This is a genomic window from Acidovorax soli (genome assembly GCF_014207955.1).
In the GTDB taxonomy this organism is placed as follows: domain Bacteria; phylum Pseudomonadota; class Gammaproteobacteria; order Burkholderiales; family Burkholderiaceae_C; genus Acidovorax; species Acidovorax soli_A.
Window position 1 is genome coordinate 88605 of the sequence record NZ_JACHLK010000006.1, and the last position, 15393, is coordinate 103997.

15 protein-coding genes are annotated in these 15393 nt (G+C 68.0%); 4 read left to right on the forward strand and 11 right to left on the reverse strand.

The genetic code is table 11. From position 1 onward, the window contains the following. Nucleotides 1-2: 2 nt before the first annotated feature. Entirely contained in the window at nucleotides 3-926 is a 924-nt protein-coding gene (gene glyQ, locus HNP48_RS16165) for a glycine--tRNA ligase subunit alpha (RefSeq protein ID WP_184858774.1), read from the reverse strand. 308 nt (nucleotides 927-1234) lie between these two features. Further along, nucleotides 1235-2305 (reverse strand): type II asparaginase, encoded by a 1071-nt coding sequence (locus tag HNP48_RS16170; RefSeq protein ID WP_184858777.1) that lies wholly within the window; start codon nucleotides 2303-2305, stop codon nucleotides 1235-1237. Between the two features lie 156 nt (nucleotides 2306-2461). Here HNP48_RS16170 and HNP48_RS16175 point away from each other — a divergent pair, with 156 nt between their 5' ends. Continuing rightward, the gene (locus HNP48_RS16175) at nucleotides 2462-3367 is read left to right on the forward strand and encodes a LysR family transcriptional regulator (RefSeq protein ID WP_184858779.1); all 906 of its coding nucleotides are present in this window, start codon (nucleotides 2462-2464) and stop codon (nucleotides 3365-3367) included. 50 nt (nucleotides 3368-3417) lie between these two features. Here the strand turns inward: HNP48_RS16175 and fabB are convergent, their stop codons facing one another. The 9 genes from fabB to HNP48_RS16220 all read right to left on the reverse strand — a co-directional run bounded on the left by fabB (nucleotide 3418) and on the right by HNP48_RS16220 (nucleotide 12179). Beyond that, a complete protein-coding gene (gene fabB / locus HNP48_RS16180; protein WP_184858781.1) occupies nucleotides 3418-4632 on the reverse strand; it encodes a beta-ketoacyl-ACP synthase I in 1215 nt (404 codons plus the stop codon). Next, nucleotides 4629-5159: a 3-hydroxyacyl-[acyl-carrier-protein] dehydratase FabA gene (gene fabA, locus HNP48_RS16185; protein WP_184858783.1), complete on the reverse strand. Its 531-nt coding sequence runs from the start codon at nucleotides 5157-5159 to the stop codon at nucleotides 4629-4631. The genes fabB and fabA overlap by 4 nt, the downstream gene beginning before the upstream one ends. Nucleotides 5160-5333: 174 nt before the next feature. Then, nucleotides 5334-6959, reverse strand: coding sequence for an apolipoprotein N-acyltransferase (lnt, locus tag HNP48_RS16190; protein WP_184858785.1), 1626 nt, complete (start codon nucleotides 6957-6959; stop codon nucleotides 5334-5336). Next, entirely contained in the window at nucleotides 6959-7834 is an 876-nt protein-coding gene (locus HNP48_RS16195; RefSeq protein WP_184858787.1) for a transporter associated domain-containing protein, read from the reverse strand. The genes lnt and HNP48_RS16195 overlap by 1 nt, the downstream gene beginning before the upstream one ends. A gap of 122 nt (nucleotides 7835-7956) precedes the next feature. Next, nucleotides 7957-8688, reverse strand: a complete 732-nt coding sequence (locus HNP48_RS16200) for a GNAT family N-acetyltransferase (protein ID WP_184858788.1) — start codon at nucleotides 8686-8688, stop codon at nucleotides 7957-7959. 279 nt (nucleotides 8689-8967) lie between these two features. After that, nucleotides 8968-9924 carry a hypothetical protein gene (locus HNP48_RS16205; RefSeq protein ID WP_184858790.1) on the reverse strand — a complete coding sequence of 319 codons (957 nt, stop codon included), beginning with the start codon at nucleotides 9922-9924 and terminating at the stop codon, nucleotides 8968-8970. Further along, on the reverse strand, nucleotides 9921-10748 hold the full coding sequence (locus HNP48_RS16210) for a hypothetical protein (protein ID WP_260420254.1): 828 nt from the start codon (nucleotides 10746-10748) through the stop codon (nucleotides 9921-9923). Before HNP48_RS16210 ends, HNP48_RS16205 begins: the two co-directional genes overlap by 4 nt. A gap of 2 nt (nucleotides 10749-10750) precedes the next feature. Further along, entirely contained in the window at nucleotides 10751-11644 is an 894-nt protein-coding gene (locus HNP48_RS16215) for an ABC transporter ATP-binding protein (RefSeq protein WP_184858794.1), read from the reverse strand. Nucleotides 11645-11696: 52 nt separating this feature from the next. Further along, entirely contained in the window at nucleotides 11697-12179 is a 483-nt protein-coding gene (locus HNP48_RS16220; RefSeq protein WP_184858796.1) for an Lrp/AsnC family transcriptional regulator, read from the reverse strand. 167 nt (nucleotides 12180-12346) lie between these two features. On the opposite strand from HNP48_RS16220, the gene HNP48_RS16225 reads away from it, so the two are divergent. From HNP48_RS16225 to HNP48_RS16235, 3 genes are all read left to right on the forward strand, one after another. Then, complete coding sequence (locus HNP48_RS16225; protein ID WP_184858798.1) at nucleotides 12347-13288, forward strand: triacylglycerol lipase; 942 nt, start codon at nucleotides 12347-12349, stop codon at nucleotides 13286-13288. A 21-nt stretch (nucleotides 13289-13309) separates the two neighbouring features. Continuing rightward, nucleotides 13310-14299, forward strand: a complete 990-nt coding sequence (locus HNP48_RS16230) for a lipase chaperone (protein WP_260420255.1) — start codon at nucleotides 13310-13312, stop codon at nucleotides 14297-14299. 116 nt (nucleotides 14300-14415) lie between these two features. Beyond that, nucleotides 14416-15384, forward strand: coding sequence for a tripartite tricarboxylate transporter substrate binding protein (locus HNP48_RS16235; protein WP_184858802.1), 969 nt, complete (start codon nucleotides 14416-14418; stop codon nucleotides 15382-15384). Nucleotides 15385-15393 lie beyond the last annotated feature (9 nt).

Sequence of the window (15393 nt, forward strand, 5' to 3'; positions counted from 1 at the left end):
GCTCAGGCGGCGGCTTTCTTGGGCAATTGCTCGACCCAGGCACGGGGTGCCATGGGGAAGCCCAGGCGCTCGCGGCTCTCGTAGTAGCTTTGCGCCACGGCACGGGCCAGGTTGCGGATGCGGCCGATGTAGGCGGCGCGCTCGGTCACGCTGATGGCGCCGCGTGCATCCAGCAGGTTGAAGCTGTGGGCGGCCTTGAGCACCTGCTCGTAGGCCGGCAGGGCGAGCTGCTGCTCCATCAGGTGCTTGGCCTGCTTTTCGTGCGCGTTGAAGGCGGTGAACAAAAAGTCGGCGTCGCTGTGCTCGAAGTTGTAGGTGGACTGCTCCACCTCGTTTTGCTTGTAGACGTCGCCGTAGGTCAGCTTGGAGCCGTCCGCGCCTTCGGTCCAGGTCAGGTTGTAGACGTTGTCCACGCCCTGCAGGTACATGGCCAGGCGCTCCAGGCCATAGGTGATCTCGCCCGTGGCGGGCTTGCAGTCGATGCCGCCCACCTGCTGGAAGTAGGTGAACTGCGTCACCTCCATGCCATTGAGCCAGACTTCCCAGCCCAGGCCCCAGGCGCCCAGGGTGGGGTTCTCCCAGTCGTCCTCGACAAAGCGGATGTCGTTCTTCTTGAGGTCGAAGCCCAAGGCTTCGAGCGAGCCCAGGTAGAGCTCCAGGATGTTGGCAGGTGCAGGCTTCAGGACCACCTGGAACTGGTAGTAGTGCTGCAGGCGGTTGGGGTTCTCGCCGTAGCGGCCGTCCTTGGGGCGGCGGCTGGGCTGCACGTAGGCGGCCTTCCAGGGCTCAGGGCCGATGGCGCGCAGGAAGGTGGCGGTGTGCGAGGTGCCAGCGCCCACTTCCATGTCGTAGGGCTGCAAGAGGGCGCAACCCTGCGCGTCCCAGTAGGACTGCAGCTTCAAAATGATTTGCTGGAATGTCAACATGGCGTCTGTGGCGCTGGCGAGCCAGGGCCGGGCATTAAAGGGGGAATGGAGAAAAAGGCCGTTGCGCGGGGGAACCCCTCGCGCACGCAAACCGGTGATTTTACGGCGCTGCAGCACACCTTCGCTCGCGGGCCTCGCGCAGGCCGCTCCCGGGCGTGAGAAACACCGCGCCAAGTACAAAGGCCGGGGCCCTTTTGGAGCCCCGGCCTTTCCAACCGATTGCGCAAGCTGTCTGTCTGCCGGTGCGCACCGGTGGCTGCCCGCAAGGGCAGCCGGTCGGCGCACGCGTGGTGCGCCAATTCAAAAAATCAGTACTCCCAGAAGATGCGCTGGAGTTCCTTGCTGTCGTTGGTCTTCGTCAGGGCCACCATGGCCAGGATGCGGGCCTTCTGCGGGCGCAGGTCGTGGGCCACGACCCAGTCGTACTTGTCGTCGGGCTGCTCGGCGTTGCGCAGCACGAAGCCGTCAGGCACGCGGGCCGAGCGCACCACCTGCACGCCCTGGGCGCGCAGCGCCTGCAGGGCAGGCACGGCCTGGGCTGCGACGGAGCCGTTGCCGGTGCCGGCGTGGACCAGGGCCTTCACGCCGGCCTTGCCGTAGGCCTCGATGCCGGTGGTGTTCATGTTGCCGTAGCCGTAGACGATGTCCACCGCGGGCAGGGCCTGGATCTCGTCGATGTTGAACTCGGACGCGCTGGTGTGGCGCTTGACCGGGGCGCGGAACCAGTAGTTCTTGCCTTCCACCACCATGCCCAGCGGGCCCCACTGGCTCTTGAAGGCCTCGGTCTTGATGTTGATGGTCTTGCTCACGTCGCGGCCGCTCTGGATCTCGTCGTTCATGGTGACGAGCACGCCCTTGCCGGCGGCATCCTTGCTGGCGGCCACGCCCACGGCGTCGTACAGGTTCAGGGCGCCATCGGCCGACAGGGCCGTGCCGGGGCGCATGGAGCCCACGACCACGATGGGTTTGGTGGTGCGCACCACCAGGTTCAGGAAGTAGGCGGTTTCTTCCAGCGTATCGGTGCCGTGGGTGATCACGATGCCGTCCACGTCCGCCTGCTTGGCCAGGGCCGAGACGCGCTTGCCCAGTTGCAGCAGGTGGTCGTTGGTGAAGCTTTCGGATGCGATCTGGAACACCTGCTCGCCCGAGACGCGCGCAACGCTGGCCAGCTCCGGCAGGCCGGCCAGCAGCTTGTCGACCGGCACCTTGGCAGCCGCATAGGTCGCGCTGTTGGCCGCCGAAGCGCCAGCGCCGGCAATGGTGCCGCCGGTGGCCAGCACCACGACATGGGGGCGGGCGGCCTGGGCCATGGCCACGGCCGAAGCGGCCGAGAGCAGCAGGCCGGCAAGCCAGCGGTGCATGGGGTGGGAAATGCGCATCACAGAAATCTCCAGACAGTTGTTTTTGAAGAGGGCTGCCGCCGCACCTGCGGGTGGCCGCCCTCGCCCGCTCGTTGGCGGTGCCGGATCGTATGAGAGACTCGCGCACACTCACAGGGAATAATCAGCCACCCCTTGTGAATTTCACTCACACCCATGAACCTGCGCCAACTCGAGGTTTTCCAGGCCGTGCTGCAGACCGGCAACATGAGCGCCGCGGCGCGCCTGCTGTGCATCACCCCCTCGGCCGTGAGCAAGGCCGTGGCGCACACCGAACTGCAACTGGGCTACCGCCTGTTCGTGCGCACGCCCGCCGGCCTCACGCCCACGCCCGAGGCCCAGGTGCTGGCAGCCGAGTCCACCGGCATCCACCGCCAGCTTGACGCGCTGCGCCGCACGGCGCGCAACCTGGGCACCAGCGACACGGGCGACGTGCGCCTGGCCGCCATCCCCTCGATCACGCACGAGTTCCTGCCGCGGGTGCTGCAGGAGCATGCGCTGCGCTACCCGCAGGTGGGTGTGGAGGTGCGCACTATCCACCAGGACCAGATGACACAGGCCCTGCTCACGCGCAGCGTGGACTTCTGCCTGGGCTTCTACAAGCACCCGCACCCCCAGGTGCGCAGCGAGCTGCTGGTCAGCGGCCGCATGTACCTGGCCGTGGCGCAGGCGGTGTGGACACGCGCACCACGCGCCGTGACGCCGGCCGCCCGGCTGGCCCAGGTGCCGGTGATCCGCCTGGTGGGCGACGACCCCATGCGCCAGTCCATCGACGAAATCGCCCAGCGCCTGGGCACGCCTGCCGGGCCCGGCCTGCAGGTTCAGACCTCGCGCCTGGCGCTGGACCTGGTGCGCCGCGGCATGGGCTGGACGGTGGTGGACTTCCTCACCGCCACCCAGCTCGACCCGCAGGCCATGGTGGCGGTGGAGCTGCACGAGCTGCCACCCATGTCGCTGTACAGCTACCACGCACGTGCCCTGCCCCCAGGCCTGCCCGCCACCCGCATGCTGGCCATGCTGCCCGGGCTGCTGCACCAGGCCCTGTCGGCCAAGGTGGCATGAAAAAACCCGCCATCCCTTGCGGGATGGCGGGTCCATCGGAAACGCTCGAATCAGTTATCCCAACGGCGCAGAACCAGGCTGGCGTTGGTGCCGCCAAAGCCGAAGCTGTTGGACAGCGCGGTGCGGATCGGTGCATCGCGCGTCTCACGCACCAGGGGCATGCCCTCCGCGGCGGGCTCCAGGGTTTCGATGTTGGCCGAGCCGGCGATAAAGCCCTGGCGCAGCATCAGCAGGCAGTAGATGGCCTCCTGCACCCCGGTGGCGCCCAGCGAGTGGCCGGTGAGCGACTTGGTGGACGAGAACGGCGGAATCGCGTCGCCGAAGACCTCGCGGATGGCACGCAGTTCGGGCACGTCGCCCACGGGCGTGGAGGTGCCGTGGGTGTTGATGTAGTCGATGGGGCCATCCACCGTGGCGATGGCCTGGCGCATGCAGGCGATGGCGCCGTCGCCCGAGGGGGCGACCATGTCGGCACCGTCCGAGGTGGCACCGAAGCCGATGACTTCGCCCAGGATGGTGGCGCCGCGCGCCTGCGCGTGCTCCAGGCTTTCGAGCACCACGGCACCGCCGCCGCCCGACAGCACGAAACCGTCGCGGTTGGCGTCGTAGGCGCGCGAGGCCTTCTCGGGCGTGGCGTTGTAGGCACTGGACATGGCGCCCATGGCGTCGAACAGCAGGCCCATGCCCCAGCTGACTTCCTCGCCGCCGCCGGCGAACATCACGTCCTGCATGCCCCAGGCGATCTGCTGCGCAGCGGCGCCGATGCAGTGGGCCGAAGTGCTGCAGGCCGAGGTGATGGAGTAGTTGATGCCCTTGATGCCGAAGTTGGTCGACAGGCAGGCGGACACGGTGGAGCTCATGCAACGCGTGACCTGGTAAGGCCCGACGCGGCGGATGCCCTTGCTGCGCAGGATGTCGGCCGCCTCGATCTGGTTGGCCGGCGAGCCGCCGCCCGACCCCATGATGAGGCCGGTGCGCGGATTGGACACCTGCTCGGGCGTCAGGCCCGACTCGGCGATGGCGTTGGCCAGGGAGATGTGCGCGTAGGCCGCCGCATCGCCCATGAAGCGCAGTTGCTTGCGGTCGATGAGCTCTTCGAGGTTGATCTGCGGCACGCCCGCCACCTGGCTGCGCATGCCCAGTTCAGTGAACTGGGGCATGGCGCGGATGCCCGGGCGGCTTTCGCGCAGGGATTGGGTGACGGTGGCATTGTCGTTGCCAATGCACGAGACGATGCCCGTGCCCGTGATGACGACGCGTTTCATGCGGCCTCCCCAGCGGCTGCGCCTGCTTCCTCGCGCTTGAACAGGCCCACGCGCAAATCGCTGGCCACGTAGATTTCCTTGCCGTCGGCGTACAGGCGGGCATCGCCGATGGCCATGACCAGCTTGCGCTTGATCACGCGCTTGATGTCGATCTCATAGGTGACGAGTTTCACGTCCGGGCCCACTTCGCCCGTGAACTTGACTTCGCCAGCGCCCAAGGCGCGGCCCTTGCCGGGCAGGCGCAGCCAGGTCAGGTAAAAACCGATCAGTTGCCACATGGCGTCGAGCCCCAGGCAGCCGGGCATGACCGGGTCGCCCTGGAAGTGGCAGGCAAAGAACCAGAGGTCGGGACGCACGTCCAGCTCGGCGCGGATCTTTCCCAGCCCGTGCTCGCCCCCATCGCTGTCGATGTGCGTGATGCGGTCGAACATCAGCATGGGCGGCAGCGGCAAACGCCCGCTGTCGGCGTCGAACAGCTTGCCCTCGCCCGAGGCGATCAGTTGTTCGTAGGAAAAGGAATCAGCCATTTTCAGTCGTGCTCCAGAACAGCGGCCACACCGCTTCAAATCATTGTTGGTTGCAACACAAGCCCCCGCTTGCGGGCTCTATTATCAAGGCATGGCGGACCTGCGCCGCGCATTGGCCTGCCAAGGCACTGGGGCACCGCCGCCGCGGCTGACCAGGATCAAGCCCCGTGCCGGTCAGAAATCAGGGTTTCGGGCGGTCCCGCCCCGGCCTCGCCGGCCGGCCCCGAGCGCGGTCACCAGCACGATGGCGCCCGCCAGCGCGGCCAGGGGCACCAGGCCCCAGCGCGACACCCACCAGGCATAGGGCGTGATCGCCCAGCCCTGCTGCGCGTCCACGCCCCGGCCCTGCACCTCGCCCAGCAGCACGCCACGCGTGTGGCGCTCCAATTGGTGGGTGACCACCCCCCGGTGGTCGATGATGGCCGTGGCACCGGTGTTGGTGGCACGCACCATGGGCCGCTCGAACTCCAGCGCACGCATGCGGCTGATGTGCAGGTGCTGGTCGATGGCCACGGTGTTGCCGAACCAGCCGATGTTGCTGAAATTGACGAACACCGTGGGCGCGCCGGCCGGGTCGGCAAAGCGCACGCCCAGCTCTTCGCCGAACAGATCCTCGTAGCAGATGTTGGGGGCGATGCGCTGGCCGGCAAAGGCAAACGGCGCCTGGCCCAGCCCACCCCGGTTGAAATCGCCCAGCGGGATGTTCATCATCTGCGTGAACCACTTGAAGAAGGGCGGGATGAACTCGCCGAAGGGCACCAGGTGGTGCTTGTCGTAGCGGTAGGGCGCGGTCAGGCCGGGTCGGGCGCCCAGCACGGAGTTGGTATAGCCCTCGGCCTCGTCCCCCAGCGGAATGCCCAGCAACACGGCCTGCGAGCCGCTGGCATAGCGCTTGGCGATGCCCTCCAGATAGCCCGGTATCAGTTGCTGGGGCAGCAGAGGGATGGCTGTCTCGGGCGCCACGACCAGCGAGGCGCTGGCGCCATCGAGCTGCTCGCGGTACCACTGCAGCGCCAGGGGGACGCCCGAGCCGGGCTGGAACTTCTCGTCCTGCGGGATATTGCCTTGCAACAACGCCAGCTGCAGCGGCGCAGGGGCGCGCACCGCCGGCGTGTGGCACAGCTCCACGGCGCAATGGCGGTCCGCGGTGGCCAGGCCCAGCAGAGCCAGCCCTCCCAGCGCCAGAACCCAGGCGCGCAGGCTGCGCAGGTCGCTGGCACGCACCTGCACGAGCAGCATGGCCAGGACCGCCGTGACAAAGCCCAGGCCATAGACGCCGACGTAGCGCGCCAGCACGGCCAACGGCCCGTCCACATGGGCGTAACCGCCCGCGCCCCAGGGAAACCCGGTCCACAGCCAGCCCCGCGCCATTTCGGCCAACAGCCAGACGGCGCCGAACAGCAGGGCTGCGCCTGCGCGGTGCACCACGGCCAGCCGACAGAACACCCCGAGCGCGAGCGCGTAATAGCTGGCCAGGAAGGCAGCGAGCCCCAGGATGGCGGCCACCGTGAGCGGCGCAGCCAGCCCCCCATAGGTGTGCATGGAGATGTAGAGCCACCAGAAGGTGCCGCACAGCCACGCGGTGGCGAACACAAACCCCAGCAGCGCGCCGCGGCGCCAGGTGGGGGCCCCTGCGCGCACCTGCCAGGCCAGTACGGCCAGGGATGCGATCTGCAGCCACCACTGGGGCTGGCCATTCCAGGGCAGCGCCAGCGAGGCCGCCTGCGCCAGCCCGGCCAGCACGGCGATCCACAAGGGCAAGGCGATCCGGGATGCCTGCGTTCCGCGCACCAGCCCCATCAGCCGCCAGCCTGGCTCTCTTCGATGCGCGACACCTTGAACCAGCGCACGGCGCCGCCCTTGGTGTGCAGCACCACGAAATGCAGACCACCGAGCTGCACATGCTCGCCGCGCCGGGGCACATGGCCCATCTCGTGGGCGATGAGCCCCCCGATGGTGTCGAACGCCTCCTCGCGGTCGCTGCCCTGCAGCGTGACCTCGAAGGATTCGGCCACGCGTTCGATGGGGGTGTCGCCGCTCACGCGGTAGGTCCGGTCGGCCAGGGCGAAAATGTCGCCCGCGTCCTCGGGAATGTCGAACTCGTCCTCGATCTCACCGACGATCTGCTCGAGCACGTCCTCGATGGTGATGAGGCCTGCCACGCGGCCGAATTCGTCGATCACGATGGCCAGGTGGTTGCGGTTGCCGCGGAACTCGCGCAGCAGGTCATTGAGGCCCTTGCTCTCGGGCACGAACACGGCCGGGCGCAGCAGCGCTCGGATGTTGAGCTCGGGTGCCCGCTGCAGCTTGAGCAGGTCCTTGGCCATAAGGATGCCGATGATGTTCTCGCGCTCGCCCTGGAACACCGGGAAGCGCGAGTGCGCCGTGGTGATGACCAGGTACAGCAGGTCTTCGAACGGCGCGTCGATGTTGACCAGGTCCATGCGTGGCGCAGCCACCATGACATCGCCCGCCGTCATGTCGGCCATGCGGATGACACGCTCGAGCATCACACGGGATTCCGCGCCAATGACGTCGTTGTCCTCGGCCTCGGCCAGCGTTTCGATCAGCTCTTCGGTCGAGTCCGGTCCGGGGTGGATGAACTCGGCGACTTTCTGCAGGAAGGTGCGCTTGTCTTCCTTTTCGGGCAATCGCCCGGGGTGCGGGTCAGACACTGTCTCTTGTGCAGGACGTGCGGTAGTGGATCAGGGCTCTAGGATAGCGGATTGTTGTGACAGCGCCTGTCGTCCAGGCGGCCGCAGCCCGGTGCGGGCCGGCCTACCCCGTGCTGCGCTGCCTATTCGGCGGACTGGTGGCGCGCGTGTTGCACGCCGCTGCGCACTTCCTGCACCCCGGCCAGAAAGTCCCAGAACTGCTTGGCCTGGCGCTTGAGCTGGTAATCCACCTCGGCGAACTGCTGCTCGACCAGCTCGGCCACGCGCGTATCGAGGCTGGCCGGCGCGATCTGCAGGTAGGCCTCGGACTCCGAGCCGTCGCGGCGCACCTGGGCGCCCGCGTTGCGCGCAATCTTGAGCATGGCGGTGTTTTCCGACAGCGCATGGATGAACACCATGTTCACCCCTTCGTTGCGGGCATGCATCACGGCGCGCTCGAACAGGCGCGCACCGAAGCCCCGGCCCCGGGCCTGCTTGAGCACGGAAACGCCGAACTCCGCGCAGTGCTTGTACTCGGGGTGCTCGGAAAATGCCAGGTGGGCCATCGCGATGAGTTCGAGGCGGCGGTTGTAGATGCCGAAGATCTCGTCGCGGTTGAAGTCGAGCTGGTCCGCATAGCGGCGGATCTGCTCGTCATTGGCGGCATAGCCGAAACGCAGGTAGCGGTCGGCAGGCTCCAGCTGCAACAGGTGGGCCGTGATGCGCTCACGGTACGAGGGACCGAGCGAACGGATGGGGACCATCAGCGGTGCAGACATGGTGTCCTCGCTTTCATGCGGGCGTCCCGTGACCGGGCGCAGCATGCCCCGGCCCGCGTCCCAGGATGCCTTGAGCCAGTCTTTGGTAGCGAACATGGCTCCAAATATAAGGGTTTTCCCTAGGAATTTCCAGCGGTTTTTGCTGCGTCGCAGCAAAATAGTGAGGCACGTCGAATTCCTTAGAAAAATGGGATCATGCAATGCCCATCTTGCATGAATAGCTACTCATTTCATAGCAATTTGATGGCGGCATCGGGCACATGTCCGCCCCATGGCCCACCGGCTTGGCAACGCCACGTTAAGCCTGCCAGCCGCAGGATGCAAGAGCAACCCCCCTGGCCACGCGGGGCGCGCCCGGTGTTGGCAATCCGCCGCTCAAGGCAGCCGGCGGACGGGCGGGGCCTCGGCCTGCGCTGTGTAGGCCGACAGCACAGGCACGGGCGTGGCTGCCGCAGCCGGCAGGCCGCAGGCGGCAGGCAGGCCCGGGACCGCATCACGGGCGCTGCCGCGCGCCTTTTGCAACACGCTCGCCCGGTCCACCGACAGTGCCACGGAGTCACCCAATTGCAGAACCGCGCTTTCCAGGGCCTGGGTCTCCGACAGATCCAATTGTCCGGCACGCGCGTCCACCCGCAGCGAACGCATGCGCGCGGCATTCACTTCCATCGACGCCGTGCCCCGGCGGGTGCGTTCCGCGCACTGGGCCGGATCCTCGGCCACTCCAGGCACCCTCCAGGTGCCGCAAGGCCGGCACTGGGTAGACCACAGGTCCAGGTGCTGGACGGTGCCGCGCACGGCGATCGCCTGCCCCGCCACCTCCAGCCGTTCCACGGGGACTTGGGCTTCGATGCGGGCACGTGCAAGTGCCAGGTGCCGGAACTGGGCGGGCAGCACGATCTCATCCATCCACACCATGGACTTCCCATGCCGCCTGGGCTGGGCACCGGCGGGCGCCGGGGCTTCGGTCCAATGAAGGACCAGGGTGTCGCCTTCGCGGGAGGCGGTGAGCCCCGGGAATTTCCCGAGCAGCGGGTCCGGACCATCGCCATCCCCGGGGCGCGACTGCACGGTGATCCGCACATCGGGCACATCGTCCAGCACCACGCGCACCAACAGCCGCGAGGCGTTGTCGCCCGCCTCCTCCAGCCGCAGACCGGTCACGCCCGCCAAGGCCTGGGCCTCGACGGTGTAGGCCACGGCGGCGGGATCAGGCCGCTTGAAGCGGTCCATGCCGCTCGCGAACAGCAGCATCCAGAACAGCAGCAGCGTCGCCAGAAAAAGCCAGCGCCCGCGCCGGGGTGGGGGATGCCGTCGGGCCACAGAGGGGTTCACTGCAGCTCCTTTTCTTTCAGGTGCACATAGGCCTGCAGCCACAGCAGCGCCGGCAAACCGATCCACAGCAGCACATTGATGGCCTGGACGCCCGCATCCAAGGGCACGGACCGGCGCGAAGACCACCAGGCAAACAGCACCTCCCCCCGCACCCCCGCCACGGAACACACCAGCGCCGTGAGCACAAACAGCGCAAAGCCCAGGGCCAGGGTCTTGAGCAGGGACGCGCGCGCGTAGTAGAGCGAGCCCGCCACGGCAAACGCCTGCAAGGCCCAGAAGCCGATCAGCAGGCCTGCCTGCTGGGGTACCGGCATGGCCTGCTGCGCGGACACTTTCGCCAGCGGCACGAAGAGCACATAGTCCTCGGGCTTGAAGGTCTGCGGCTCCAGGGCCGAGCGCACGGCCATGGCGATCTGCTGCACGGGCCAGGAGATCGCCAGGAACAGCAGGCTGTAGGCCAGCGGGTAGGCCATGGCCACCACCACGGCGCACAGCAGCCATTTCTCGAACACCGACGCGGGCCGCATCAGGGCCAGCAAGGCCGACTCGCGCTGCGCCATGGCGCCGAAATAGCGCCCGGCAAACACAAAGCCCGTGAGGAACAAACCCCCAAAGTACAGCGAAACCTGCACCGGGGTCTGGAACGCGGAGAAGCCTGACACCCCCAGCAAGAACAGCAGCAGCGCGATGTAGAGCATGCCGCACACCAGCAGGTGTGCAAGGTACTGCGGACGCTGCTCGGCCCACTGGGCCCGCGCCAGGCGCCGCCAACGCGCCCACGAGAAGGTCGGCGATTCGGGGGCGCGCACAGGGATGAATTCCATGCTCATGCCTGCGCCAGGGACAGGCCTGTCTGCTGCGCTGGCACCAGCGCCGCCAGCATGCCATCGCGGTTGAGGCTCAGTGCCTTGTAGAGGAGCTCGAGCTGCACGGAACCGTCCGCCGCCGGCGTCTGCGCTTCGGATGGGGAATGCCGCGCCACATAGGCGATCTGCTGGCCAATGCGTTCCTGGTAGAGCAGGTCCTGCGCGGCCGGCAAATCCTGCTCGCCACCTGCCACGCCGGTGCGCAGCACCCCGGCCAGATCGGCCATGCGGGCCGACAAGGCCAGTTGCCCCTGGTCGATGAACCAGATGTGGCTCAGGATGCTTTCCAGGTCGTGCGCCTGGTGGGTGCTGATGAGCACGGCGCGCTCGGCATGCTCGGGCCGCTGCACCAGGCGCCGGAACTGGCCACGGCCCACGATGTCGAGACCGTTCGTGGGCTCGTCCATCAGCAGGAGGGGCGTGCCCGTGGCCAGCGCGAAGGCGATCGCTGCCTTCTTTTTCTGCCCCAGGCTCATGGCCTCGAAGCGGCTGGCGGTGGGCACTTCGAGCTCGGCCAGGTACTCGCCGAACAGGGCCTTGGAAAAGCGCGGGTAGAACACGCCCTGGGTGTCCGCCAGCTGGCCCGTGGTCAGGTTGGGCAGGTGGAATTCCTCGGGCACGATGCAGATACCGGCCAGGAAATCGGCCGCCCGCTCGCGCGGCACCTGGCCCAGCACCTGCATGCGGCCCGCCCAGGGGGTGAGCAGCCCGCACAGGAGCTTGAGCAGGGTGGACTTGCCGCTGCCATTGCGCCCGAACAGGCCGTAGATGCCGGGCTGGCGCACCTGGGCCGAGAAGCCCTGGTAAAGCGCGTTGCGGCCATAGCCGAAATGCAGGTCGTCGATGGCGATCACGAACAGTCCCTCCCTGGAACGCCGCAAGCAGGCCGCCGCGGCGCGGGGATTGTCACACGGGCACTGCGGTGGTCGCCTTCACGCGGTCCAGTACGAAGCTGGTCTTGCAGTCCTGCACGCTGGGGTGCTTGAGCAGCGTGTCCATGATGAAGCGGCTGTAGTGCGCCATGTCGGCCACCACCACGCGCAAGAGGTAGTCCATTTCGCCCGTGAGTGAAGCGCACTCGACCACCTCGGGCCAGGTCTGCACGCTGGCGCGGAACACATCCATGGGATTGCGCTTGTGGCTTTCGGTGTGCTTTTCCAGGCGCACATTGAGGTAGGCGGTGAGCCCCAGGCCCACGGATTCGGGCGGCACCAGGGCCACGTAGCGCGCGATCACGCCCGCGTCTTCGAGCCGCTTGACCCGGCGCAGCACGGCACTCGGGGACAGTCCCACCTGCTCGCCGATCACGTCGTAGGTCTCCCTGCCGTTTTCCTGCAAACGGCGCAGGATGGCCCGATCCAGCTTGTCAAGTGCGTTGGAAGCAGTCATGGCGCAGGATTTTACGAAATTGGAGCGTGCCGCGATGGCCCTTCACCAAACTCGGGTATGTCCCGATAGTGACACATGGGCCGGCCAAAGAACAATGAATACCGCAAAAACGAACGGTCGTTCTTTTTTGCGAAAACCAAAAAATATCCACCAACGGAGACAAGCACATGACCGGTTTCTTTGGCCGCCTTCTGCGGCGACTCGCGCTCGCCGCTACCGCTTCGACACTGCTCCTGGGGGCCCATGCCCACGCACAGGCCGGGTACACGCAGACGCGCTACCCCATCGTGCTGGTGCACGGGCTGTTCGGCTTCGACTCGGCGCTTGGCGTGGACTACTTCTACGGCATTCCCGACGCGCTGCGCCAGGGGGGCGCCAAGGTCTACGTGGCACAGGTCTCGGCCGCCAACAGCACCGAGGTGCGGGGCGAGCAGTTGCTGGCGCAGGTGAACAACATCCTGGCCATCACCGGCGCCGCCAAGGTGAACCTGGTCGGGCACTCGCATGGCGGCCCCACGGCGCGCTATGTGGCCGGGGTGGCCCCGGGCAAGGTCGCCTCGGTGACCTCGGTGGGCGGGGTGAACCGCGGCTCGCGCGTGGCCGACATCGTGCGCGGCGTGGCGCCTGCGGGTTCGGTCTCCGAGACCATTGCCAATGGCGCGGCCACGGCACTGGTGGCGCTGATCAACCTGACCTCGGGCGGCACCGGTCTGCCGCAGACACCCACGGCGGCCCTCGACTCGCTGACCACGGCCGGCTCGGCCGCCTTCAACCGCCGCTTTCCACAAGGCGTGCCCACCAGCGGCTGCGGCAACGGTGCCGAGCTGGTCAATGGCGTGCGCTACTACTCCTGGACCGGCACCAAGACCCTGACCAACGTGCTGGACGCCAGCGACGCGCTGCTCGGCGTGCTGGGCCTGGTGTTCGGCGAGGCCAACGACGGCCTGGTCTCGGCCTGCTCCTCGCGGCTGGGCACCCACCTGGGCGACTACCGCCAGAACCACCTCGATGAGGTGAACCAGCTCGTGGGCCTGCGCGACTGGTTCTCGACCGACCCGGTCACCCTGTACCGCCAGCAGGCCAACCGCCTCAAGGCAGCCGGCCTGTAATTGTTTGCGATGATCGGTGCCATGGACCGCCTGCCCCGCCCCGCTGTGACCGCCATTGCCCTGGCGCTGCTGGTCGCTGCCGTGCTCGGCTGGCGCGCCTGGCGGGCCGAGGCGAGCCAGGACAGCGGCCCGGGCCTCGGCGCAGCAGCGCCTGCTGCCGGCGCGGCACCGCCTGCCCGCACGGCGGCCTCGGCGGCGCTCACGCCTGCGTCCGCAGCGCTCGCCGCTGCGTCGGCGGCCTCCGTGGCGGGCGGCGCCGACCCCTTGCTGGTGCCGGGCCTGCGCCACACGCTGGAGGCCCTGATCGCCGAGGCCGGCGAAGCCAGCGACCCCGAAGCCCTCAAGCAGCGCCTGGCGCAGCTGGTGGGCCAGCGTTTCCCCGCGGCCCTGGCCACCCGGGCCCTGGCGCTGGCCGAGCGCTATGTGGACTACCGTGTGGCACTGGGCGCCTTGTCGCCGCCGCGCGACCCCAGCGACCCGCGCGCCCTGCGCGATGCCATCGAGGCACGCCAGAAGGTCCGGCAGCAGCATTTCCAGGACGACGAGCACGACGCTCTGTTCGCGCAAGAGGCCGAACTCGACCGCTACACCCTGGCGCGCCTGGAAATTGCGCGCAACACCCAGCTCTCGCCGCAGGAGCGTGCCAGCGCACTGCGCGCCGCCGAATCCGAACTCGCCCCCGAGCGCCGCGCCGAACGCGCGGCCGCCACCGCCCACCTGGATGCGGCCGCGCAGACCGCGGCCTTCAACGCCCAGGGCGTCGGCGATGTGCAACGCCATGTGGCGCGCAGCGCCCAGTACGGCGAGCAGGCCGCCCACGCCCTGGCCCAGCTGGACCGCGAGGAGCAGCACTGGCAAAGCCGGCTCGACGAACTCACCCAGGCCCGCACCCGGCAGGGCGAGGCCGCCGCACAGGCCCTGCGCCAGCAGCTGTTCTCGGCCGAAGAGCTGCAGCGGGTGGACGCCGCCCTGGCCCTGCGCGCCCTGCAGGCCACGGGCGCACGCCCCTGACCGCCACCGCGCCCCGGCAGGAGGGGCCTCGATCCGAGGAACACCCATGCGGTAACAAAGGGTAAACCCTGTACAGATGCCTATACTGCGCGTTCCCGGAAATCAAGAGGATCCCGATGTCGCTCCGTAGCAGCTTGTTCAGCGTCGCCCTGGCCGCGGCGGCCACCGCCGCCCTGGCGCAGACCCCGTCCGCCCCGATGACCATCGTGGTGCCCTACCCTGCGGGCGGCCCGCTGGACACGTCGGCGCGCATCATCGCGGAGGGCGCGGCTGCGCAACTGGGCGCCATCAAGGTGGAAAACAAGCCCGGCGCCGGTGGCGGCACCGGCGCCGACCTGGTGGCCAAGTCGCCCGCCGGCAGCAACCAACTGCTGATGGGGGCCGTGGCCACGCACGCCGTGAACCCCTGGCTGTACAAGAACTTCCCGTACAACCCGATCAAGGACTTCAAGCCCATCTCGCTCGTGGCCCGCACGCCCAATGTGCTGGTGGTGAACGCCGAGCAGGCCGCCAAGCTGGGCATCAAGACCACGCCCGACCTGGTGCAGTACCTCAAGAAGAACCCGGACCAGGCCAAGTACGGCTCGGGCGGCAACGGCAGCATCGGCCACATCTCGGCCGAGATGTTCAAGTCGCTCACCAACACCAAGATGGGCCATACGCCCTTCCAGGGATCGAACCCTGCACTGGCCGCGCTGCAATCGGGCCAGGTGCTGCTGGTGTTCGACAACCTCGCGTCGGCGCTGCCGCACATCCGCTCGGGCAAGCTGCTCGCGCTGGGCGTGACGACCCTGAGCCGCAACGAGGCCCTGCCCCAGGTGCCCAGCATCAACGACTCGGTCCAGGGCTTCAATGTGTCGACCTGGTTCGGCCTGTTCGCCCCGGCCGCCCTGCCCCAGGCCGACGCGCAGCGCTATGCGGCAGCGTTCACGGCGGTCATGCAATCGCCCGCCGGCAAGGAAAAATTCAAGCAGATGGGCATCACGCCCGAAGAGCTCACACTGGACGGCTTCGCGCAGTTCGTGCGCTCGGAGAACAGCAAGTACGAGTTCCTGATCCGCGCGGCGAAGATCAAGATCGACTAGGCGGCCGCG

Bases quoted from the DNA above. Each gene is read 5' to 3' on its own strand.
- lnt (WP_184858785.1), bottom strand. From the start codon at position 6,959: ATGGGGCTGGTGCGCGGAACGCAGGCATCCCGGATCGCCTTGCCCTTG.
- fabA (WP_184858783.1), bottom strand. From the start codon at position 5,159: ATGGCTGATTCCTTTTCCTACGAACAACTGATCGCCTCGGGCGAGGGC.
- fabB (WP_184858781.1), bottom strand. From the start codon at position 4,632: ATGAAACGCGTCGTCATCACGGGCACGGGCATCGTCTCGTGCATTGGC.
- HNP48_RS16235 (WP_184858802.1), top strand. From the start codon at position 14,416: ATGTCGCTCCGTAGCAGCTTGTTCAGCGTCGCCCTGGCCGCGGCGGCC.
- glyQ (WP_184858774.1), bottom strand. From the start codon at position 926: ATGTTGACATTCCAGCAAATCATTTTGAAGCTGCAGTCCTACTGGGAC.
- HNP48_RS16225 (WP_184858798.1), top strand. From the start codon at position 12,347: ATGACCGGTTTCTTTGGCCGCCTTCTGCGGCGACTCGCGCTCGCCGCT.
- HNP48_RS16210 (WP_260420254.1), bottom strand. From the start codon at position 10,748: ATGGAATTCATCCCTGTGCGCGCCCCCGAATCGCCGACCTTCTCGTGG.
- HNP48_RS16175 (WP_184858779.1), top strand. From the start codon at position 2,462: ATGAACCTGCGCCAACTCGAGGTTTTCCAGGCCGTGCTGCAGACCGGC.
- HNP48_RS16170 (WP_184858777.1), bottom strand. From the start codon at position 2,305: ATGCGCATTTCCCACCCCATGCACCGCTGGCTTGCCGGCCTGCTGCTC.
- HNP48_RS16220 (WP_184858796.1), bottom strand. From the start codon at position 12,179: ATGACTGCTTCCAACGCACTTGACAAGCTGGATCGGGCCATCCTGCGC.
- HNP48_RS16230 (WP_260420255.1), top strand. From the start codon at position 13,310: ATGGACCGCCTGCCCCGCCCCGCTGTGACCGCCATTGCCCTGGCGCTG.
- HNP48_RS16200 (WP_184858788.1), bottom strand. From the start codon at position 8,688: ATGTTCGCTACCAAAGACTGGCTCAAGGCATCCTGGGACGCGGGCCGG.